The sequence below is a fragment of the [Clostridium] hylemonae DSM 15053 genome, assembly GCF_008281175.1.
Taxonomy (GTDB): Bacteria; Bacillota; Clostridia; order Lachnospirales; family Lachnospiraceae; genus Extibacter; species Extibacter hylemonae.
Window position 1 is genome coordinate 2,683,989 of record NZ_CP036524.1, and the last position, 22,580, is coordinate 2,706,568.

General features: G+C 51.3%; 23 protein-coding genes. 6 read left to right on the forward strand and 17 right to left on the reverse strand.

The window, feature by feature from the left end; all coding sequences use genetic code 11:
- Positions 1-52 precede the first annotated feature (52 nt).
- Positions 53-700, reverse strand: a complete 648-nt coding sequence (locus LAJLEIBI_RS12460) for an HAD family hydrolase (RefSeq protein WP_006442442.1) — start codon at positions 698-700, stop codon at positions 53-55.
- A 256-nt stretch (positions 701-956) separates the two neighbouring features.
- On the opposite strand from LAJLEIBI_RS12460, the gene LAJLEIBI_RS12465 reads away from it, so the two are divergent.
- A complete protein-coding gene (locus tag LAJLEIBI_RS12465; RefSeq protein ID WP_006442443.1) occupies positions 957-2,192 on the forward strand; it encodes a hypothetical protein in 1,236 nt (411 codons plus the stop codon).
- 24 nt (positions 2,193-2,216) lie between these two features.
- On the opposite strand, the gene LAJLEIBI_RS12470 is transcribed toward LAJLEIBI_RS12465, so the two are convergent.
- From LAJLEIBI_RS12470 to LAJLEIBI_RS12495, 6 genes are all read right to left on the reverse strand, one after another.
- On the reverse strand, positions 2,217-3,320 hold the full coding sequence (locus LAJLEIBI_RS12470) for a glycerol dehydrogenase (protein ID WP_006442444.1): 1,104 nt from the start codon (positions 3,318-3,320) through the stop codon (positions 2,217-2,219).
- 156 nt (positions 3,321-3,476) lie between these two features.
- On the reverse strand, positions 3,477-5,219 hold the full coding sequence (locus tag LAJLEIBI_RS12475; protein ID WP_040435422.1) for an NADH-dependent [FeFe] hydrogenase, group A6: 1,743 nt from the start codon (positions 5,217-5,219) through the stop codon (positions 3,477-3,479).
- 15 nt (positions 5,220-5,234) lie between these two features.
- Complete coding sequence (gene nuoF, locus LAJLEIBI_RS12480) at positions 5,235-7,022, reverse strand: NADH-quinone oxidoreductase subunit NuoF (RefSeq protein ID WP_006442446.1); 1,788 nt, start codon at positions 7,020-7,022, stop codon at positions 5,235-5,237.
- 19 nt (positions 7,023-7,041) lie between these two features.
- Positions 7,042-7,416, reverse strand: coding sequence for a (2Fe-2S) ferredoxin domain-containing protein (locus LAJLEIBI_RS12485; protein ID WP_040434822.1), 375 nt, complete (start codon positions 7,414-7,416; stop codon positions 7,042-7,044).
- Between the two features lie 22 nt (positions 7,417-7,438).
- Positions 7,439-7,996 (reverse strand): sensor histidine kinase, encoded by a 558-nt coding sequence (locus LAJLEIBI_RS12490; RefSeq protein ID WP_006442448.1) that lies wholly within the window; start codon positions 7,994-7,996, stop codon positions 7,439-7,441.
- Between the two features lie 2 nt (positions 7,997-7,998).
- Positions 7,999-8,493, reverse strand: a complete 495-nt coding sequence (locus LAJLEIBI_RS12495; RefSeq protein ID WP_006442449.1) for an NADH-quinone oxidoreductase subunit NuoE family protein — start codon at positions 8,491-8,493, stop codon at positions 7,999-8,001.
- A gap of 274 nt (positions 8,494-8,767) precedes the next feature.
- On the opposite strand from LAJLEIBI_RS12495, the gene LAJLEIBI_RS12500 reads away from it, so the two are divergent.
- From LAJLEIBI_RS12500 to LAJLEIBI_RS12520, 5 genes are read left to right on the forward strand one after another with little or no spacing between them, the layout of a single operon-like run.
- Positions 8,768-9,112 (forward strand): DRTGG domain-containing protein, encoded by a 345-nt coding sequence (locus LAJLEIBI_RS12500; RefSeq protein ID WP_006442450.1) that lies wholly within the window; start codon positions 8,768-8,770, stop codon positions 9,110-9,112.
- Positions 9,113-9,115: 3 nt separating this feature from the next.
- Complete coding sequence (locus LAJLEIBI_RS12505) at positions 9,116-9,538, forward strand: ATP-binding protein (RefSeq protein ID WP_006442451.1); 423 nt, start codon at positions 9,116-9,118, stop codon at positions 9,536-9,538.
- Between the two features lie 21 nt (positions 9,539-9,559).
- Positions 9,560-10,942, forward strand: a complete 1,383-nt coding sequence (locus LAJLEIBI_RS12510) for a [Fe-Fe] hydrogenase large subunit C-terminal domain-containing protein (protein ID WP_040434823.1) — start codon at positions 9,560-9,562, stop codon at positions 10,940-10,942.
- A 2-nt stretch (positions 10,943-10,944) separates the two neighbouring features.
- Entirely contained in the window at positions 10,945-11,274 is a 330-nt protein-coding gene (locus LAJLEIBI_RS12515; RefSeq protein ID WP_006442453.1) for a hypothetical protein, read from the forward strand.
- Entirely contained in the window at positions 11,271-12,047 is a 777-nt protein-coding gene (locus LAJLEIBI_RS12520; RefSeq protein WP_006442454.1) for a PHP domain-containing protein, read from the forward strand. Before LAJLEIBI_RS12515 ends, LAJLEIBI_RS12520 begins: the two co-directional genes overlap by 4 nt.
- 203 nt (positions 12,048-12,250) lie before the next feature.
- On the opposite strand, the gene LAJLEIBI_RS12525 is transcribed toward LAJLEIBI_RS12520, so the two are convergent.
- From LAJLEIBI_RS12525 to LAJLEIBI_RS12570, 10 genes are all read right to left on the reverse strand, one after another.
- The gene (locus LAJLEIBI_RS12525) at positions 12,251-12,943 is read right to left on the reverse strand and encodes a response regulator (protein ID WP_006442455.1); all 693 of its coding nucleotides are present in this window, start codon (positions 12,941-12,943) and stop codon (positions 12,251-12,253) included.
- Positions 12,940-14,358, reverse strand: coding sequence for a sensor histidine kinase (locus LAJLEIBI_RS12530; protein ID WP_242654903.1), 1,419 nt, complete (start codon positions 14,356-14,358; stop codon positions 12,940-12,942). Before LAJLEIBI_RS12530 ends, LAJLEIBI_RS12525 begins: the two co-directional genes overlap by 4 nt.
- 26 nt (positions 14,359-14,384) lie before the next feature.
- The gene (locus LAJLEIBI_RS12535) at positions 14,385-15,038 is read right to left on the reverse strand and encodes a potassium channel family protein (RefSeq protein WP_040434824.1); all 654 of its coding nucleotides are present in this window, start codon (positions 15,036-15,038) and stop codon (positions 14,385-14,387) included.
- 16 nt (positions 15,039-15,054) lie between these two features.
- On the reverse strand, positions 15,055-16,395 hold the full coding sequence (locus LAJLEIBI_RS12540; protein ID WP_006442458.1) for a TrkH family potassium uptake protein: 1,341 nt from the start codon (positions 16,393-16,395) through the stop codon (positions 15,055-15,057).
- The gene (locus LAJLEIBI_RS12545; RefSeq protein WP_040435425.1) at positions 16,392-16,868 is read right to left on the reverse strand and encodes a hypothetical protein; all 477 of its coding nucleotides are present in this window, start codon (positions 16,866-16,868) and stop codon (positions 16,392-16,394) included. Before LAJLEIBI_RS12545 ends, LAJLEIBI_RS12540 begins: the two co-directional genes overlap by 4 nt.
- Positions 16,869-16,978: 110 nt before the next feature.
- Positions 16,979-17,452: a precorrin-2 dehydrogenase/sirohydrochlorin ferrochelatase family protein gene (locus tag LAJLEIBI_RS12550; RefSeq protein WP_040434825.1), complete on the reverse strand. Its 474-nt coding sequence runs from the start codon at positions 17,450-17,452 to the stop codon at positions 16,979-16,981.
- A 4-nt stretch (positions 17,453-17,456) separates the two neighbouring features.
- Positions 17,457-18,104: a precorrin-8X methylmutase gene (locus tag LAJLEIBI_RS12555; protein ID WP_006442461.1), complete on the reverse strand. Its 648-nt coding sequence runs from the start codon at positions 18,102-18,104 to the stop codon at positions 17,457-17,459.
- Positions 18,101-19,084 (reverse strand): bifunctional adenosylcobinamide kinase/adenosylcobinamide-phosphate guanylyltransferase, encoded by a 984-nt coding sequence (locus LAJLEIBI_RS12560; protein WP_006442462.1) that lies wholly within the window; start codon positions 19,082-19,084, stop codon positions 18,101-18,103. Before LAJLEIBI_RS12560 ends, LAJLEIBI_RS12555 begins: the two co-directional genes overlap by 4 nt.
- A 27-nt stretch (positions 19,085-19,111) precedes the next feature.
- Entirely contained in the window at positions 19,112-20,734 is a 1,623-nt protein-coding gene (locus LAJLEIBI_RS12565; protein ID WP_006442463.1) for a peptide ABC transporter substrate-binding protein, read from the reverse strand.
- An 11-nt stretch (positions 20,735-20,745) separates the two neighbouring features.
- Positions 20,746-22,578, reverse strand: coding sequence for an ABC transporter ATP-binding protein (locus LAJLEIBI_RS12570; RefSeq protein WP_006442464.1), 1,833 nt, complete (start codon positions 22,576-22,578; stop codon positions 20,746-20,748).
- Between the last annotated feature and the right edge of the window lie 2 nt (positions 22,579-22,580).

Here is a 22,580-nt window from a genome sequence, read left to right on the forward strand (position 1 = left end):
ACCGGTATTTGCGCGCCTCATTTTTCAGTATATTTACACTGTTTTTCCATTCTCAGGACAGAAACTTTTTTATTTCTTCTACATTCTCCACAATATAATCTGCACCGGCCTTTTCAAGCTCTTCACGGCTTCCATATCCGTGCAGGACACCCATGACGTCGACTCCCGCCTCATGCGCCCCGATAACATCGTGTTTCCTGTCCCCTATCATGAGCACCCCGGACAGATCACTGATGCCGCAGCTCTCCAGCGCGTATGCGATCACTTCCGCCTTTTTCACCCTTTTTTCATCCATGGTGGCGCCTGCCACAAAGGAAAAATAGCTGTCCAGATGAAAATGCTCCAGTATCCGCTCTGCGAACACTTCAGGTTTCGAGGTGGCTATTATGAGCTTTCTCCCTTGTCTGTTCAGCGCTGCCAGCAGTTCCTCCATACCTTCGTATACCTCATTTTCAAAGATACCCTTATCCGTAAAGTATTCTCGGTAATACTCAATTCCGCGGGCGGTCTCTTCCTCAGAAAACTCATAGAACTGCCGGAACGAATCTGCCAGCGGCGGTCCGATAAATTTGTACAGCCTGCTCCTGTCTTCTTCTATTATGCCGAATTTCCTCAGTGCATGCATGACTGAATTAGTAATGCCGATGCCCGGGTCGGTGACCGTGCCGTCCAGGTCAAACAAAATGTATTTATAATCCATGAAACTCTCTCCTTAACCGTATTTATCCCGTTGTGCTATATTGTACCATAAATCATTAAAATGAGTTATTTTAATTTATAAACCATCGACAAGAAAACATACGGCTGTATAATAGTATATATAGCCAACTTTATTATATGAGCTGCGGCAGCGAATACAAAAGTTACAGAAGCGCCCGAGATTGGAGGAGGTAAACTTGTATACATATGAAGCAAAGAAAGTTCCGTCCAAAGACTGCAAATCACAAAACAGATTAATGTATGCACAAAAGACGCCGGCATTTTCAAATAAACTGCCCATTCAGAGAGCGCCGATTCCCCGGCATCTGATCCAGGCAATCTTAAGCTACGACCATGGCGGAGCTGTCACGGATGAACTCCGGCAGGCGGTAGTTGCGATGGATCACACGGTTCTGTCACATATCTCGGATGATGTGATCAGCAGAAACGCCCTGGACATTAAAAGTTTTATGACCGGTAAACCAGTGAGGACCGATAAGGTACTGCCGGATCAGTCTCAGGCCTATGACATGCCCCCTTCTGAGTCGGGAGGTGAGCCCCGCTCATCATCCCTAGGACAGGTTCATGGCTTCAGCAATGTTCAGGTTGGTCTCACCCAGTTTGATCATATGCAGGTAATCCGCGAAAACAGCGCACACCGAACGCCCATGGGCGAGTATAAAACAGATACCGCAAGACTGGACAGGAGAATGGCCCGCATTGCTGAATTGACGATCATAGATACTTTGACATGGTTATTTGCTTCATTGTCAGAACAGGAGAAGGGAATATTAAAGGAACAGACCATCCGGCTTGAGTTCGTCGTAGGCAGCATGCTCAACAAGCAGCAACAGTCTGCATGGACATTTAACGGCGGGGTACATTATGTAAGGATCTTTTTAAAATCAAAACAGTCTGTGGATCCTTCAAGTGTGCCAACGCTCCTCTCAGGCAAAACACCGGGGCTTGAGCTAAAGGATTTCAGTGATGATGAGGCGGAAAAGTATTTCAGCTATATCATATCTCATGAAATGGGACATGTTCTACATGCATTACTGCATCCGGCTAAATTTAAAGTATTGTCAACCATCCTTAATACTCCTTCCCTTGAAACAATGAAGGTACCTCCAGAGATTCGCGGATTACTTGACTCAGCTCTTCCCGGAAGTTCCGGCTATGCCAAGGCGAATATACGGGAAGCCGTTGCGGAAATATATACCGCGTTGGTAAATGGTATCCAAATCCCCTCCACATTGTATGAGTGGTATTTAGAAAATGGAGGCATCTCCGTAAATCAAAATACGATCAATAAGGCAGGCACTCCTGTTCCAGCATTTATTGCCCGATTTATGAACACTTCCCTGCCCGGAAAAAATCACGTAGGACAGCCGGTAAAAGAAGCTGTCCTGGAAATATCCAAGGCTCTGGAAGCCGGAGAAGATATTTTACCTGTTCTGCGTACCTGGTATATTTCAAACGGAGGCCATGCTTAACTGCCAATGACCAAAGGGACTGGATTATACTCCTTCCTCTGCATAATGCCTTCCGATGGCATCTGCCGCCATGATCGCCGCATATACGTCTTCCGGTGTAACCTCAAACGGCATATTGCCAAGCGTATCTCCTTCTGCCGCGGCAAGCTTTGCCACTTCCATGATCTGATCCGGCTTCACTTCTTTTATCCCGAGCTGAGAAAGTGTGGTCGGAAGCCCTACGGCGCTGCAGAAATCCACCACCGTCTCAATCTCCTCGGAATCCGCGTTTTCAAGCACAAGCTGTACGAGTGTGCCGAAGGCTACTTTCTCCCCGTGGTACAGGGCATGTGTCTCTTCGATCACCGTCAGCCCGTTATGGACCGCATGGGCGCCGGCCAGGCCGCCGCTCTCAAATCCGATCCCGGACAGGTATGTATTCGCCTCGATCACATGCTCCACTGCTTTTGTACACACATTTTCCGTCACTGCCAGCGCCGCGCTGACGCCGTTCTCCAGAAGCGTCTCATAGCAGAGCCTGGCGAGCGCCATGGCTGCCAGCGTGCTCTTTCCGCCCACACAGTTCGCTGCGGAAGACTGCATGCACGCTCTCGCCTCAAAATATGTTGCCAGCGCGTCCCCCATGCCGGCCACGAGAAGTCTCGCAGGCGCCTTGCTCACCACTTCTGTATCCACGAGGACTACATTCGGGCTCGCAGGAAGGAAGAGATATTTCTCAAATACACCTTCGTCCGTATATATGACAGAGAGCGCGCTGCACGGCGCATCAGTAGATGCGATCGTCGGCACGATGATGACAGGCTTCCCCATGTAATGTGCAACTGCCTTTGCGGTGTCGTGGATCTTTCCGCCGCCGACACCGGCTATCATATCGCAGCCTGCTCCTTCTGCAGCCTTCATCACGCGGTTGATTTCATTCATACTGCACTCGCCGTTAAATACTTCGTAGACCGTTTCTACCCCTGTTCCTTCCTTTCCCGCCTGTATGGACGGCTCCACCCGCTTCTTTCCGGACGGACTCGTAAGGATAAACAGGCGGCTGCCGTAGCTGGCCGCATATTTGCAAAGGTTGTTAAGTTCTCCTTTTCCCTGAATATATCTGCCTGGACTGCCTATGATCTGTGCCATGGTATGTACCTCCTTTTAATGCTTCGTTATTTTTTTAACATATAGTAATTATACTGCTTCTCACAGATTTGTCAATATGATACATCCTGTCCTCTAAAAAAAGAACAGTGCTGAATGTGTCTCCACATCAGCACTGTATTGTTAACGTTATATTCTTTAATTTACTGTACGTTTCACATAGCTCGTATGTAATGTCTCATGAGCCTTATGGCTGCCCGGCTCGCCGAGGTATTCGTCATACAGCTTCTTGATGGCCGGATTTTCATGTGACTTACGGATCGGTTTTGCCGCATCATTGTTATACAGCACACTTGCGCGGATCCCGCGCACATCTGTGAAATTGCGCACATCGCCGGATACCTGGGGCTGTCCGCCTCCGTTTACACATCCGCCCGGACATCCCATTATCTCTATAAAGTGGTAGTCCGCTTCCCCTGATTTTACTTTGTTCAGAAGCGTCCTTGCATTGTTAAGTCCGGATGCGACTGCCACCTTCACATCCATGCCCGCCACATTGTAAGATGCCTCTTTGACACCTTCTGTACCGCGGACATCCGTAAAGTCCAGATTAGCCAACTCTTCGCCTGTGAGAACTTCAACTGCAGTACGCAGCGCAGCCTCCATAACACCGCCGGTAGCGCCGAAGATCACGGCCGCACCTGTCGATTCTCCCATCGGGTCGTCGAATTTTTCATCCGGCAGCACCGTAAATTCTATACCGCAGCGCTTGATCAGCCTTGCGAGCTCTCTGGTCGTGATCGCGATATCCACGTCCGGAACTCCGGCTGCATCCTGATCGTCACGTCCGATCTCAAACTTCTTGGCCGTACATGGCATCACGCTGACGGAAACGATCTTCTTCGGGTCAATGCCCTCTTTCTCCGCAAAGTATGTCTTCAGCATAGCGCCGAACATCTGCTGCGGTGATTTACAGCTGGACAAATGCTCTGTCATATCAGGGAAGTAATGCTCGCAGTATTTGATCCATCCGGGTGAACAGGATGTGATGAGCGGCAGTACCCCGCCGTTTTTCACTCTGTCGAGAAGCTCTGTGGCTTCTTCCATGATCGTGAGATCGGCCGCCCAGTCAGTATCAAAGACCTTGTCAAATCCGACTCTTCTGAGCGCTGCTGCCATCTTGCCTTCTACATCCGTACCCATCGGGTAACCGAACTCTTCACCAAGCCCCGCCCGGACAGAAGGAGCTGTCTGTACAACAACATATTTGTCAGGATCTGCGATGGCATCGAGGATCTGCTGTGTGTAATCCTTCTCATATAAGGCTCCGGTAGGACAGACTGCGATACACTGTCCGCAGGATACACAGCTCGTTTCTCCGAGTCCCATCTCAAAAGCAGAACCGATCATCGTATCAAATCCACGGTTATTGGCGCCGATAACGCCGATTCCCTGTGTCTTTTCACACGTTGCAACACAACGGCGGCAGAGAATACATTTATTGTTGTCACGTACCATATGGGCTGCGGATTCATCCAGATCATAATGCGTCATATCGCCCTCATAATAATCTGCATCATCCACGCCGTATTCTTTACATAACTGCTGAAGTTCACAGTTACCGCTGCGCACACATGACAGACATTTCTGGTCATGGTTGGAAAGCAGCAGCTGAAGTGTTCTTCTTCTGGACGCGATGAGCTGAGGAGTGTTTGTAAACACTTCCATCCCTTCATTGACCGGGTGCACACACGCCGCGACCAGGTTTCTTGCTCCCTTCACCTCAACGATACACATACGGCAGGCTCCGATCTCGTTGATCTCCTTCAGGAAACACAGCGTCGGGATCTTGATTCCGGCCAGCCGGGCTGCTTCAAGGATAGTAGAACCGGCAGGAGCGGATACGTCGAGTCCATTAATTTTAAGATTAATATTTTCCATATTCTCCATCCTCCATTACTCTTTGTAAATAGCACCGAAACGGCATTTTTCCATACATGCTCCACACTTGACACATTTATCCTGATGGATAACATGTGGTTCTTTGACCGCGCCGCTGATCGCATCATTCGGACACGTTCTCGCACATAACGTACATCCCTTACACTTGTCGGCATCGATCTTGTAAGAGAGAAGCGCCTTACAGACACCGGCCGGACATTTCTTATCTACGATATGCGCCACATACTCGTCTCTGAAATAGCGCATTGTAGAAAGTACAGGGTTCGGCGCCGTCTGCCCAAGTGCACAAAGAGAATTGGTTTTCAGATGGGCTGCCAGCTCTTCCAGCTTATCCAGGTCTTCCATTGTTCCCTGGCCGTTCGTGATCTTTTCCAGTATCTCGAGCATACGCCTTGTGCCTACACGGCATGGCGTACATTTGCCGCATGACTCATCGACCGTAAATTCAAGGAAGAACTTGGCGATATCTACCATACAGTTATCTTCGTCCATGACGATCAGTCCGCCGGAACCCATCATAGAACCGATGGCGATAAGATTGTCATAGTCGATCGGCACGTCAAAATGTTCCGCAGGGATACATCCGCCGGAAGGTCCGCCCGTCTGCGCGGCCTTGAACTTCTTCCCGTTCGGGATGCCTCCGCCGATCTCTTCTACTATTTCCCGGAGGGTAGTTCCCATCGGGATCTCTACCAGTCCTGTGTTGTTTACTTTACCGCCGAGGGCAAATACCTTTGTACCCTTTGACTTCTCTGTTCCCATGGAAGAGAACCACTCGGCCCCGTTGAGGATGATCTGCGGTATATTCGCCAGTGTCTCAACGTTGTTTAAGATCGTAGGCTTCTGGAACAGTCCCTTAAGCGCCGGGAACGGCGGACGCGGACGCGGCTCGCCCCTGTTTCCTTCGATGGATGTCATAAGCGCCGTCTCCTCACCGCAGACAAAAGCACCGGCTCCAAGCCTGATATCAATATCAAAATCAAATCCTGTCTCAAAAATATTCTTACCTAACAGACCGTATTCCCTTGCCTGCTCGATCGCGATATTCAGACGTTCTACAGCGATCGGGTACTCCGCACGCACATAGATATATCCCTGGGAAGCGCCGATCGCGTATCCCGCGATAGCCATGGCCTCCAGCACTACATGCGGGTCGCCTTCCAGCACGGAACGGTCCATAAATGCGCCCGGGTCGCCTTCGTCTGCATTACAGCAGACATACTTCTGATCCGCCTCGTTGGCAGCCGCAAACTTCCACTTCAGTCCTGTCGGGAATCCGGCGCCGCCCCGCCCGCGCAGTCCGCTGTCCAGGATCACCTGGATCACTTCCTCCGGCTTCATGCTCGTAAGTACAGTTCCAAGCGCTTCATATCCGCGTGTTCCTATGTATTCCTCAATATTTTCCGGATTGATGACGCCACAGTTGCGCAGTGCGACTCTGTGCTGCTTCTTATAGAACTTCGTCTCCTGCAGCGGAAGAACTTCTTCGTTCTTCACTGTCTCGTCATACAGCAGACGGGTGACAACTCTTCCTTTTAATAAATGTTCTGATACGATTTCCGGAATGTCTTCTTCTTTTACCATCGCATAGAAAGAACCTTCCGGATAAACGATCATGATCGGGCCGAGCGCGCACAGACCGAAACATCCGGTCTTAACTACGCCTACTTCGTCTTCCAGCCCGTTTCTTTTGATTTCCGCTTCCAGCCTTTCCCTGATTTTCTGGCTGCCTGAGGAAGTACATCCGGTTCCACCACAAACCAATACGTGTGAACGATACATAATTCGTATACCTCCCTTTCTATTTTTGTACAGCGCCTAATGTATATTTCGCGACTACCTGGCCTTCTTTCAGATGAAGTCTGAACACTTCCATCGCTTTATCAGGTGTCATCTTTACATACGTCACTTTTTCCTTGCCTGGTTCCAATACTTCTACGATCGGCTCATACTGACACAGTCCGATGCATCCGGTAGGTGTCACGCTGATCTTCTCAGACAGGTGCTCCTCCTGGACCGCATTGGAAAGTGCAGTGAGTACAGGTCTCGCACCGCTGGCTATCCCGCATGTTGCCATGCCGACAACCACTCTCGTCTGTGATGCACTCTCAGACCGCACGCCGACTTTACTTTCATTCTTCTCTCTTATTGCCTTCAGTTCTTCCAGAGATTTCATATGCATCCTCCATTCCCGCTATTTAAACTGATCTGCCATTGTCTGTTTCTTTTTTGTTCTCGTCCAGATATTCCTTGATAAATCCGGACACTTCCGCGTCTTTGAACGACACGCTGCCTAATATTTCTCTCATTTCCTTCGTATCCAGCACAAATTCCTTCTCGTCATAAGCATATCTATAATGAAAGTCGACAGGTTCATTGAATACGATGAGCGTATGCATCGTCGTATTGATATCACCTAACGGCATTCTGTCTATATGGGATAATCCAAAAACTGCTTCTACTCTTGTGCCAATTCCTTTTCCGGATGTAATTGTAAACCTTCCGCCCGTACTCTCCGCAGCCTGCTTGAAAAACGGGATCCCAAGCCCTACCTTTCGCGTAGTTCTCGTCGTATAGAACGGGTCTGTGACCCGCTTCACCTGTTCCTCATCCATACCGCATCCGTTGTCGTCGATCACTGCGGTGAGTGTATCGGCCTGCGTGCTTATGAGCACCTCAACGGTTATGTAGTCCGCGCCTGCGCGGATGGAATTCTCCGCCACATCCAGAATGTTCAGAGATATTTCCGTCATCATGGCTATTCATATTTGGCCAGAATGTCGTCGATATCGTCTACCGTAAGCCTTCCGTACACTTCATCATTGATCATCATGACCGGTGCCAGACCACAGGCACCTACACAGCGGCAGGCATCCAATGAAAACTTTCCGTCCGGTGTACATTCACCCCCGACGATGCCAAGCTTCTCCATGAGTTTGTTGTAAATGTCCCCGGAACCTTTTACGTAACAGGCTGTGCCAAGACAGACTGAAATGCGGTATCTGCCTTTCGGGCTTAAGTTGAACTGGGAATAAAAGGTGGTGACTCCGTATATCTTTTCAAGCGGAATCCCTGTCTCATTAGAAATGATCTTTTGAACCTCGATGGGCAGATAGCCGTAGATATCCTGAGCTCTTTGCAGTATAGGCATCAGGGCGCCTTTTTCATCTTTCAATTCATTGATCACTCCTAACAGTTCTTTTTCCTGTTCTTCTGTTCCGGTGAACTGAACTGTTGTTTTCTTAGAAAGCATTTTTTTACCTCCCTTTACTGTCTAATTTAGTCATGTGACTATTACGTTGAATTACCATTTCATTCTAACATACAAAAACACAAAAATCTACACCTTTTTATTGTGTATTTTGTTAAATGAAAACCATTCTTGTTTGTTATTTGACTAACATCCTGTTAAAAAACACACAAATAAATGCCGTGTTTTTTAGTTGTTTTCCACAATACGTGTTGATTTCCTTTTTTCTCAATGCTATACTGTATTTATTAAAATAAGAAGTGTACAGGAGGAAGATATGATAATCAGAAAGATAAAATCCTTACTGGAAGCAGATGTTTTGTGCGGGGAAGAATACCTGGACGAAGAAGTAAATTATGCCTTCTCATCCGACATGATGAGCGACGTCCTGGCATACGCCGAAGAGCAGTCTCTTCTTCTCACGAGCCTGTGTAACCCGCAGGTGATCAGGACCGCGGAGATGCTGGATATTCTCTGCATCGTCTTTGTCCGCGGAAAGTATCCGGACCCGAACATGCTGAAGCTGGCCGAGGAGAGAGGCATTGTCATACTCGCCACTTCCCGGGGCATGTTTACGACCTGCGGATTATTATACAGCAACGGACTACTTGGAGGTGCATGATACATGGACGAAAACTTGACTTTCCACTACATAATATCCGGTGACGACTTCACGAGAGCCGGGGAGGCAAGCAGTGATCTGAAAAACAAGCTCAAGATGATAGGAGCTGACAATAATGTGATCCGCAGGACGGCCATCGCCATGTATGAGGGCGAGATCAACATGGTCATCCACGCCGGCGGAGGAGAGATAACCGTCGAAATATCTCAGGAGAACATACGCATCATACTGGCAGACAAAGGACCCGGTATTGCAGATGTGGAAAAGGCGATGCAGAAAGGATACTCCACGGCGCCGGAGGAAGTGCGCGCGCTCGGTTTCGGTGCAGGCATGGGACTTCCCAATATGGAGAAATATTCCGACTGCATGAATATTGACTCAGAACTGGGAGTCGGAACTACGGTAACGATGGACATTCACATGTAACTTGACAAGGAGGGGTTCCGGTTGGATAAATCAGATAAATTTTTTCATTCCGTACATTTAGATGAGGATGCCTGCAAGGGATGTATCAACTGTATCAAATACTGTCCCACACAGGCGATACGTGTTCATAACGGCAAGGCCAAAATAACGCCTGAATTCTGCGTGGACTGCGGCCGCTGCATCCGCTATTGTCCGCATCACGCGAAGGTGGCGCTGTACGATTCCCTTGAGGAGATCAAAAACTACCGGTACACGGTCGCGCTTCCCGCGCCGTCGCTCTACTCGCAGTTCAACAATCTCACAAATGTGGATATCGTACTGAATGCGCTGATATCCATGGGCTTTGACGATGTGTTTGAGGTGAGCGCGGCCGCCGAGCTCGTATCTGAGGCCACACGGAAATACATAAGCGAACACCGGGACGACGCCCCGTTTATCAGCACGGCCTGTCCTGCCATCGTAAGGATCATACGGGTCAAATTCCCTACTCTGCTGCCCCGCCTGCTTCCTCTGAAGCCCCCGGTAGAGATCGCGGCAGAGATCGCCCGTGCAAAAGCAATAGAAAAAACCGGATATCCATCGGAAGACATCGGAATCTTCTTTATTTCTCCCTGCCCGTCCAAGGTGACTTACGCCCGCTCGCCGCTCGGTGTAAAGAAGAGCCAGATCGACAAGGTCGTTGCCATGAAGGATGTGTACCCGGTACTTCTGCAGCATATGACCCACGACGAGAGCAAGCTTACTCCTATCGCTTCTTCCGGGCGTATCGGCATCGGATGGAGCAATGCCGGCGGAGAATCCGCCGGTCTTATAACAGACAATTATCTGGCCTGCGACGGGATCATGAGTGCCCTCCGGGTGCTGAGCGATCTGGAGGATGAGAAATTCTACGGCCTGAAGTTTGTGGAGCTTAACGCCTGTAACGGAGGCTGCGTCGGCGGCACCCTGACCGTAGAAAATCCATATATCGCCACCGCAAAGACGAAAAAGCTTCACCGCTATCTGCCCGTCGCGCAGACACATGCCAGTTCCTATGAGGATATTGACTATCACTGGTCCGCATATGTGGAATATGAGCCTGTGTTCCGCCTCGGCAATTCATTCCGTGAAAGCCTGGAACTGATGGGCACGGTGGAAGATATCACGGAACAGCTCCCCGGGCTCGACTGCGGCTCCTGCGGAGCCCCTACATGCCGGGCACTTGCCGAGGACATCGTCAGAGGTGAAGCGACAAGGAACGACTGTATCTATGCATTCCACGAGTATATCAACAATCTGTCCAATGAGATCGGTTTCCTGACCCGCTCCCTCAACCTGTCCTGTGGGAACAACGACGAGTCAATGAAGATACTGGAAGATTATATAAAGAAACTTACAACCGAATTAGAGCGAAAGGAGCGTTAGTTATGACAGTTCAGACATTGATCGACTCCGGTCTGTTTAAGGTGCAGGTGCCGGGCGGCACATCCAGGGAGATCAGCAAGGTATTCTGCTGCGACCTCCTGAGCATCGCCATGAGCAAAGCGCCTGAGAACGGCGCCTGGGTCACGGTAATGGGCAACAAGAATACACTGGCGGTCGCGTCACTTGCAGACATTTCCTGCATAATCCTGGCGGAAGGCATACAGTTCCAGGAAGAAGAACTCGCATGCGCAAGGTCGGAACAGATCGCCGTATTCACCACGGAGCTTTCCATCTTTGATGCAGGTCTCAAGATCCAGGAGCTGCTGTCATGAAAGGGCTCTACTATGACCTTCACATTCATTCCTGTCTCTCCCCGTGCGGAGACGACGATATGACTCCCGCCAATATCGTCGGCATGGCGGCCGTCAAAGGACTGGATGTCATCGCGCTCACGGACCACAATTCCTGCCGGAACTGTCCGGCGGCGCTGATCCACGGTGAAAGCTACGGCGTCACCGTTATTCCGGGCATGGAACTTACGACCGCCGAGGAAGTCCACGTCGTCTGCCTCTTTCCCTCACTGTCAGACGCCATGGCCTTTGACGACTTCATATACGGGCATATCCTTCCTATAAAAAACAAAGAGGATATCTTCGGAAAACAGCAGATCATGAACGAAGAAGATGAAGTGACCCAAACCGTAGAGCGGCTGCTCATAAGTGCAACCGACATATCCTTTGACAATGTATTTGAACTTGTGGAGTCATATCACGGCACAGCCTTCCCGGCCCATATCGACAAGACAACGACAAGCCTGCTGTCCAACCTCGGCTTTGTGCCGCCGGACAGTACCTTTTGCTGTGCAGAGATCCACAACTTCAAAAACCTGCACCGTATTCAGCAGGAACATCCTTATTTTCTGAACTGCCGAATGCTGAGCAGCTCCGACGCCCACTATCTCCCCGACATACATGAGCCCGAATACCAGATCCACCCCGCCGGCAAAACGGCGGCCGACATAATCGAATATCTGCGCACAGACATACCCGCCGCAGATAACTCACACGGAATGACAAAGGGGTCAGGCCCCTTCCAAAACAAGTAAATCCATAACCATATTCTCACACGGAACGGCAAAGGGGTCAGGCCCCTTCCGAAGCAAGTAAATCTATAACCATATTCTCACACGGAACGGCAAAGGGGTCAGGCCCCTTCCGAAATAAGTAAACCCATAACCATATACTTACACGGAAGGGGCCTGACCCCAGTGTCCATCCCTGCCAACATCCCCACATCCCCACAGAAACATCATTCACAGAACCGGTACCCCACTCCAATCTCTGTCAGTATAAATCTCGGATCGGCGGGGTCTTTTTCTATTTTTCTTCTAAGTGTTGCCATAAACACGCGGAGATTTCCCGCGTCGATCTCACCGGAATAACCCCATATCTCTCTTATGATATAGTTGTGCGTGAGCACCTTTCCCTGGTTGGCGATGAGCAGCAGAAGTATCTTGTACTCGATGGGCGTCAGATGTACTTCTTCCCCTCCTACCGTCACTTTCCGCTTCCCATAGTCTACCAGAAGTTCTTCCTTTACAAATACGGTGTCTGTCTCTCCGGCACGGATATTCCCAAGCTTGCGCATTCCGACCCGCACTCTTGCCATGAGTTCCCCCATATAGAACGGTTTCGTCACGTAATCGTCAGCGCCTGCGTCGAGCGCCTCGATCTTCTCCTTTTCTTCCTGTCTGGCCGAGACGACGATGATCGGTATCTCGGACACTTCCCGCACATTACGGATGACCTCCATACCGTCCCCGTCCGGCAGACCGAGATCCAGAAGAATCATATCCGGCCGGTTGGCATAGAACAGACTCTGCGCTTCTTCCACCGTCCTTGCGACATAATAACCGTATCCCTCTTTTTTTAACGTCATGGAGATAAAGTTCAGTATATATTTGTCATCTTCTACTATCAATATTGTAATATTTTCACTCATAATACATCCGCCTGCTCTGCAGGCAGCCAGAATGTAAATCTGGCTCCCCCCTCACTTCTGTTTTCCGCCCATATCTCTCCGCCGTGGGCGCTTACAACCTGACGGCATATGGCAAGACCGAGGCCGATCCCCCGCTTCTGGTCCATGCTTTCCCCCGACAGGGATACAAATTCATCAAAAATCTTCTCTTCCATTCCCTCCTCGATGCCGGGGCCGTCATCTTCGATACTCACATACAGCCGCTTTCTCCGAAATGATGCAGTGAGGATGATCTTTCCGCCCTCCTGTGTATGCTTCACCGCATTGTCCAGTATATTTACAAGCACCTGCATGATCATCTTGCCGTCCATCTGCGCCATGATCACCTGCTTTGGAAGCACGACATGATAATCACGCTGGCCGAGACCGATGACGTGACGCTCCGCCCCATTGATGACATCGTCTATCACCTCACCGCTCTTTTCCACAAACTGCTGGCCGCTCTCTATCTTTGTCATATTCAGAATATTGACGACCATCTTCATAAGCCACATGGACTGCTCCATAATATCTTTTAGAAGCTGCTTCTCTTCCTCCCTGCCCATCTCCTTGGAATCTATGATGAGGCTGCAGTCGCCGAGGATTCCCGTAAGAGGCGTGCGGAAGTCGTGGGATATGCTCCGCAGCATGCTGCTCTTCATATGTTCCCGCTCCATCTCTACTTTCGTCCGCTCCTGCTCCGCATAGATGAGCTCTCTGTCCAGCGCAATGCCTATCTGGTTCGACGCCGTCTTCACAAGCAGGTCCTGCTCCACCGTAAATCCCTGATTGTGGTTGAACACCTTCAATATCCCGATCTGTTTTACAATGCCGATGATAGGAAACATCACATAGTCCTTGGAAGTATATTCAACAGCCGAATCCGCTCCCTTCTCTTCTCCGAGCAGTTCCACCACGCTCTCATATCCCGTATGCTCATAGATATACCGGATCCCGAGCTCTATGATATTCTCCTTGCCCGTGACATTGATGAACTTCTCCGACATTTCATAAAGCTGCCTTGCCGTCTCCTCATTCTTTTTGGAAATGAGCATCTGCTTCTGAAAGCGCACGGTCAGGCTGGACGATATCACGGCGGCGATAAGAAAGAAGCCCATAAGTGCCACATCGTTCGGGTTCATAATGGCAAACGTATGGACAGGCACTGTAAAAAAGTAGTTGAACATCATAACGCTCACGACCGCGCCGACGATCCCGTACTCATACCCCTGTGTACACGTACTTATGATGAGCACACCGACCATGAAGACCATCAGTACATTTTCTTTCTCCACACCTACGCTTTTCAGCACAATGCAGACAATACTGGCGGTCAGTACGATGAGCATCGTCCGCACCGTATATATGAACTTTTTATTTTTCAGTATCTTCTTCATCTTTTCCATGCACCTATCATAGCACCCTACTTAATATTTGCCAATATTTTATCCACGTCTTTCTTAAGCCCCACGACCATCAGATGGTCGTCCGCCTCCAGCTTCCGGTCTGCCCGCGGCAGGATCTGCAGATGGCCGCCGGACTTTATTCCGAGTATGCTCACATGATATTTCGTACGGACAGCCAGGTCCTGTATACTTTTCCCGACCCAGGCCGCCACCGGCGGAATCTCAAAGATAGAATACCCCTCCGCCAGCTCCACATAATCAAACACGTGGTTTGCACTGTGCTTTACCGCAAGACGTTCCGCAATGTCCCGGTCCGGATAAATCACTTCATCCGCACCGTTGCGCAAAAGAAATTTGGCATGTATGTCTCTGTTTGCTTTACTCACGACGTACCTGGCCCCAAGCTCTTTCACAAGACTTGTTATCTCAAGACTGCTCTGGAAGTTGGAACCGATACATACGAAGCAGATGTCAAAATTACCTACCCCAAGACTCTTGAGCACTTCTTCATTCGTACAGTCTCCGATCTTGGCCGCCGTCGCAACCGGAAGCAGGTCTTCCACATTCTTCTCTTCCTTGTCTACGATCATCACTTCATTGCCGAGCCTGATCATGTTTTTACAGAGATGATGTCCAAATCTTCCCAATCCTATAATCAATACTGATTTCATTTTACATTCCCCTTTATTATCCTATTATAATGCGCTCCACCGGTTCCTTCACCGGGGCCTCCGTCTTATGCCCCCGCAGCGACAGTGCAAAAGTGAGGCTTCCGACCCGCCCGCAGTACATAAGGAAAATCAAGATGATCTTAGAGGCATCTGCAAGCCCCCGCGTGATACCGGCGGACATGCCGACCGTACCGATGGCGGACACCACCTCAAACGCCGCGTCTATGACAGGCTCTGCCTGGATCGTAATGATTGCCAGCACTGCCGCCAGAACGAGCAGCAGGTTTGTACAGAGCACGGTACTTGCCTTCCGCACGGCGCCGTCATCCAGCCTCCTGCCAAATACATTACAGTACATCTGATTTCGGAGATTCGCCTTCATATATACAAGCAGCACGACAAAGGTCGTCGTCTTTATGCCTCCGGCTGTGGATCCCGGGCTTCCGCCGATAAACATAAGTATTACCGTCAGGAACTTGCTGCTGTCTGTCAGCGCCCCTGTGTCGACGGTGTTAAACCCCGCTGTTCTGGCCGTCACTGAACCAAACAGCGAACAAAGTATCTTTCCGGAAGTGTCCATGCCCTGCAGCGTATTGTCTTTTTCAAACAGATACAAAAGAACCGCTCCCCCGAAGATCAGGACGACCGTCACCGTGAGTACGATCTTCGTGTGCAGACAATATCTGCCGGCATGCCACTTATGTATCGATATGTCATTCCATACGAAGAAACCGATCCCCCCGATAATTATGAGCAGCATGATCACAAGATTGACCGTCCAGTCGTTATAATATCCGGTGAAGGAAGAATATGCCTCTTCCTGTCCCATCAAATCAAACCCTGCGTTACAGAATGCGGAGATGGAATGGAAGATGCCGTAATAGATTCCCTTCACCCAGCCGAAATCCTTCTGGAAGCGCAGCGCCAGAATGACCGCGCCCGTCCCCTCAAATATGAGGGTCCCTATGATGATCTTCTTCGCCAGGCGCACGACGCCGCCTATCTGGAGTATATTGACACTCTCCTGAAGCGTGCCGCGCGTCCACAGCCCGATCTTCCTCCTCAGGACAATGGCAAAAAACACACCGATCGTCATGAAGCCGAGTCCGCCTATCTGTATAATAGACAGGATCACCACCTGGCCGAACATGGTCCATTTCTGCCACGTATCTGCAATGACAAGCCCGGTCACACAGACTGCGGAGGTGGACGTGAACATGGCGTCAACGAACGGCGTCGTCTGTCCGTCTTTACTTGCCGCTGGCAGCATCAGAAGCATTGTTCCGCAGAGGATGATCAGGAGGTACCCGAGGACGATCATCTGCGTATGAGTAAGTTTTTTCATCATCACGCTCATGCTATTGAGACCTCTTTTCCCATCAGCAGTGCACCGAGCTGTGCCTCCACTTTTCCGTCCGCTTTCAGGATCTGTATATGGAACCTCTTGTACACGCTCTCATTTTCCGCGTCATTGCACACGCTGAACAGGTATCCTGTTCCGTACATCTTTCTCATCAGATTGCAGAGCGAAAGATTATCGGCATCCGAGCCGGACAGCGCGATTATATACTGTACATTCTCCCAGTTCTCCCTGACACAGACATCTTCTATATAAACGGCCGCCACCCCTCTGCCGGACAGCCATGCTTCCACCTGTCTCCTTAAGCTTCCGCTCCCAAACACAACGGCCCGGGGCAAAGGCTCCTGCTCTTCCTCTTCCTTCTGCAGATTCCGCTCTTCTTGTGCAAAATGGTCGATACGGAACATAAGATACATTCCGTAAGCCATTCCTCCCAGTACGATCAGCCCCAGTAAAATATTTGCCAACATATCATCACCTTCTTTTCTTACCTTAAGCATATACAATTTCTCGTTAAGACGGTAATAATATTCATATATCCGGTATTAAGATTGTATTTAGACTAAATAGACAGATGGGGTCAGGCCCCATCTGTCTCCTCCAGCTGCTTTCTTATTTCTTTCACCTTCCCGGGATTCTTTCCTCCCGAATTTATCCCGATCACGATCTCATCCTTCTGCACCACAGCCGGGAAATAAAAGTCACACAGCGACCTGTCGTCCGCCGCGTTGAACAGAATGTGTCCGCCGCATTTTTGTCCGAGCGCCCTGCACTCTTCTTTGACGCTTCTGTTCACTTCACGGTCGTCTGTCGCGGCCAGAACGAGGTGCGCCTCATTTATATCACCTTCTCTGTATTCTCTGTGCAGGCACGTGATCTTCCCTTCCGTCTCAAGCTTCACAAGCGCCGCCTGAAGCTTTGGCGCTATGACAGTGATATGTCCCGCAAACGTAAGAAGTGTCTCCACCCGCCTTGCCGCGACAGTTCCGCCTCCCACCACCACGATGTTCTTTTCCGAAAGGTCCACAAACAAAGGAAAATAAGCCTTCTCCATTTCTTTACCTCCGCTCATCCAGCATGTACAGAAGCGCATTGCAGATGCATGCCGCTATATTGCTCCCGCCTTTTCTGCCCCTGGCGACTATGGACGGCACATCCTTCAATTCGAGAATCAGTTCTTTGGAACGCACTACATTCACGAAGCCTACAGGCACAGCGATAATAACCTCCGGCTTCAGCGCGCCGTCTCTGACCAGCTCATGGAGCCGCACGAGCGCGGTCGGAGCATTGCCCACCGCAACTATCATTTTTCTGTCCAGCGCCGCGGCCTTGTCCATGCTTGCCGCCGCCCGGGTCGTCCCATTTTCCTTTGCGGCAGCCGCCACATCTTCATCCGACATAAAGCAGATCACCTCTGATCCGTACTCTGCCAGTTTCTTTTTGTTGATCCCGGCCTTTCCCATCTGCGTGTCCGTGACGATAACAGCGCCTTGCCGCAGCGCTTCCAGCGCCCGTTCTATGACACCGTCGGAAAACACAAGATTCTTTGCATAATCAAAATCTGCGCTCGTGTGGATGCACCGCTTTACAACAGGTTCTGTCCCCGGGACAAGCGGTGTATCTCCCAGCTCTTCTGTTATGATCTCAAAGCTTCTCGCCTCGATCTGCGCAGGCAGAACATTCTCAAGCCCAATATGTTCCATCATCTGTCCCCTCCTTTTAATGTCACGCCGATGCCGCATATGACCCGGTCGACCCGGCCCGCCGCCCGGGCAAGTTGTGTACATATGCGCCCCGTCTGTTCTCTGCAGGCGCGCTCAAACTCATCCACAGGCACGAGCCCGCAGCCGATCTCGTTCACAGTTATGACGATGTCCGGATTCCTTACGGCAATCTCCCTTGCAAGTGCTTCCGTACTCACTCCTGCCTCCATCATACGCCGAACGAGCCGCTCAAAATGACGTACCGCCTTACATGTATATATGTCGTCAAAGCCGCAGCTGCCGCCGTCCATCCAGCGCTTGACACCGAATACACGCTCTGCATAGGCCGTCTTTCCCTGACACGCCCCTCCGGTTATTACTTTCATATGCGCGCCTTCCTCCTTTTCCGCCGTGCTGCTCTTTACAGCAGCAGGAATCCCACACACTACTTCCGTCACCTGTCCGGCCATCTTTGCCAGCCGCCGGTTGATCTCTCCGAGCGTCTCCCGGTATTCCTTCATGCCGCCGGTCCCCGCTTCCCCTTCGCCGAACACATCGTTTGTCACGACCACAAGAACCCGGCACCTGGAATACAGTATCTCGATTCCTCGGAGCACCGCATCCACAGTGTCCGGGCCCGCCCCTTCCGGAGCGTACATCTCATTGGCCGTCAGGTTGGACATACATTCCAGCAGAACATACGCGTCCGCTCCCTGCACAGCCGCCTCATATACGGGTCCGCCTTCTTTTGCAGGCGTCTCGATGGCCGTGTAACACTCCACAGTCTCAAACCCCTTATCCCGGCGCATCGTGCGGTGCCGCCGGATCTTCTGCCTCGTCTCCGCGCCGAACGGCATCATTGCCGCTATGTAAAATAACCGGCCGGGCTTTTGCCCGTTGTTTTCCGCGTGAAGTCTGCAGATGAGATCTTCCGCAAATGCAGATTTCCCGCTTCCGCTTCCTCCTGTCACAAGATACAGCATCTTATGTCCCTCCTGTGCCTATCGTCCTCAATTGTCTGCCGTCTCGATATCCGCATATCTGTACTCCAGCGCTCCTGTCGCCGGTATCTGGGCGATTCCTTTAATGTCCGGCCGGATCAGATTACAGCTCTTCATCGCGTACAGCGGTATGATATAAAACTGTCCGCCCACCGCCAGCTGCTCCGCCTCATGCATAAGCGCTGCCCTGGCCGCGGGATCCGTCTCCGTATCAGATTGTCCTACCAGCCTGTCGTACGCCTCGTCCTGTATGCCGCTGCAGTTGTATGTGCTGTTGGATAATAGCATGGAAAGATAGGTGTAGGGATCTGCGAAATCGGCTGTCCAGTTCATTCTGCAAAGCTCAAAATTACCGGCCCGCCTCTCCGTATAATTTACCTGCAGCTCCTGTGCATTCAGCTTGATATCAATGTTCAGGTTTTTCTTAAGCTGCTCCTGAATGACCTGCGCCGTATCGGAATCCATCTCGAGCGCGGGATAATTATAAGTAAGTTCTGGAAACCCTCTGCCGTCCTCATATCCCGCCTCTTTAAGGAGACGCCTTGCCTCTTTCACATCCTCTTTGAACGGCTTTTCGGCTCCGTCTACAAAATATTTGCCTGTCTGTCTGTCTTTCATATATTTTGCAACAAAGTTTACCGTCGGGGACGTATCCGCCCCGACGATCTTGCAGAGCTCCTCCCTGTCGATCGCCAGATTGATGGCTTTTCGCACCCGCACGTCGTCCAGCGGCCTGACGTTCAGATTCGGATAAATATATCTCGTCGCGATCGTATCTGTGACCTGCAGATCCTCTTTCCCCTCATACAGTTCCATCACCGACGACGGAAGTCCTGTCGCCACATCCACCTCCCCGGTCTCGTAGGCGTTGGCCATGGACTGCTGGTCGGCAAAGAAGCGGTACGTGATCTTATCAAGCTTTACCGCATCCGCGTTCCAGTATTTTGTATTCTTTTTCAGCACAAAGTACTGCTCCGGCACGTACTTTGCCAGATAGAACGGTCCGTTGGACACACTCGTCTTGGGGTCTTTATCCCAGCCGCTGGACGCGTCGTCCGCATATGCGCAGCAGGAAGGTGTGTACACCGGCAGTCTGAGCAGATCCAGAAAATATACACAAGGCTTTTCCAGTGTGAACGTAAGGGTATGATCGTCGGGAGTATCCACCCCCAGACTTGCGGCGTCTGCCTCGTTATTGTACACCGCCTCCGCGTTCTTGACCGGGAAGAGATAATTTGCATATCCGCTCCCGCTCTCCGGCTTTAACGCTCTTTTGATCGTATTCACAAAATCTGCCGATGTGACCGGCGTTCCGTCCGACCAGACCGCGTCTTTCCGCAGATGGAACGTCCACACGGTGGAATCTGCGTTCACCTCATAAGACTCTGCCGCCCGGTACTCGATATCGCCGTTTTCATCGAAGGTCAGAAGTTCGTCGAGGGCAGAGACCGAATACGCCAGATACGTAAGCGCTATCATCCCGGCCGGATCCAGTCCTCCCGTCTCACTGTTCACTGCAACTACGATCTCCTTTGTACTGCCTGCCGTCTCTTTTTCCTGTCCCGCGCATCCGCTCAGTGCGAGCACCCCGATCAGGCACAGCACGGTCAAAACGCTCACTGTTTTCTTCATGTGTTTTCTCCTTATATCTGTGATGTCATCCTGTAATCTTTGCTCCGCTTTCCTGTATACGCTTCCGAGTAGAGGAAGCAGGAGACCTCGCGCCCGCCGAACCGGAAACGCTCCGGCCTCTTTTTAAAGCAGCACCCCATGGCATAACCGCACTTCGGCGCAAACGGACATCCTTCCCCCGGATACGCCTCTGCCGTCTGTTCTTCCCTGCGCAGGACTCCCTTTTTCCTTCTGGCCTTCAGCGGATCCGGAACGAGGATTGAGGAAAGAAGCGCTTTCGTATATGGATGCCACGGGTCACGGTAAACTTCTTTCGTACGCCCCACCTCCACCAGGCTGCCCGCGTACATGACCCCGGTCCTTCTGCTGATCCGTTTCACCACATTCAGGTCGTGAGAGATGAACAGGCAAGAGATTCCCCGGTTCACCTGCAGTTCCTCCAGAACCTCCAGTATCTGTTCCTGGACCGCCATATCAAGTGCAGAGACCGGCTCATCGCACACAAGCAGCCCGGGCTCCGACATGAGCGCGCGGGCAATGCCGATCCTCTGGCGCTCGCCACCGGAAAAAGCCGCCGGGTATTTCCGGGCATCCTCACGCTTTAATCCCACGTAAGACAGCATCTGTTCCACCCTTTCCCTGCGCTCCTGACGGGTACAGCCCGTATGCAAAATGAGCGGCTCTTCTAGCATGGACTGCACGGTCATCCGGGGATTCAGGGACGTGTACGGATTCTGAAAGATCATCTGGACCATCCGCTTTGGCGCTCTGCCCCGTCCGTCCGGTTCTCCGCCGTCATACAGGACTGTGCCCCGGGTCGGCTTCAGAACACCGGCGATGATGCGGGCCAGCGTTGTTTTCCCGGAACCGCTTTCGCCCACAAGACCGAAGATCTCACCCTTTTCTATATGAAAAGAGACATCCCGGACAGCCTCCGTCGCCGCCCTCTTACTGAAGTTTCCCGCTTCCGGATACTCTTTTCCCACATGCGACACGTTAAGAAGCGTGCCCTCCCCTGCCCGCACATCAGACAGCTTCTGAAGTTCCCCTGCCCGGGCAAGCAGTTCCTTCGTGTAAGCATGCTGGGGATAATAGAAAATGTCTTCCACGCTCCCCTCCTCTGCCAGCGCCCCGTCATGCATAACGAGAACTCTGTCACAGAGCGAAGCGATCACCCCGAGATCATGACTCACAAAGAGGACTGCCGTCCCAGTCTCACGCCTGACGCGGCGGAACAATTCCAGCAGCTGCTTCTGCACCGTCGCGTCGAGCGCGGTCGTAGGCTCGTCTGCGATGAGAAGCTCCGGTTCACACGACAGGGCGATAGCGATGGCCGCCCGCTGGCACATGCCTCCGGACAACTCAAACGGATACTTCTCCATCAGCGCCGCGCCGTCACAGATCCCGGCCATGTCAAGAAGCTCCAGCGCCCGCTCCTTTGCCCGGGCACGGCTGCACTGCCGGTGCGCGCGTATCGTCTCTGTGATCTGGCGGCCGACTTTTACGGTCGGATTCAGACTCGTCTGCGGATTTTGAAACACCATGGCAATTTTATCCCCACGCACAGAGGCCATCCTCCGCTCATATTCCTTCTTCCCCTTTCCCCGGGACGGCGGCGTGATATCAGTCCCGCCGAGCTCCATTCTCCTGCAGACAACCTGCGCGCTGCCGGGCAGAAGCCCGAGGACCGCTTTCATAGCCGTACTTTTACCGGAACCGCTTTCGCCGACAATGCCGACGATCTCCCCGGACGCAGCTTCAAAAGACAGATGCCTTACCGCTTCCTGCCCTTTCTGTCCGTCATAAAACTGTACATTCAAATCCTGTATCTTCAGCAGACTCATCT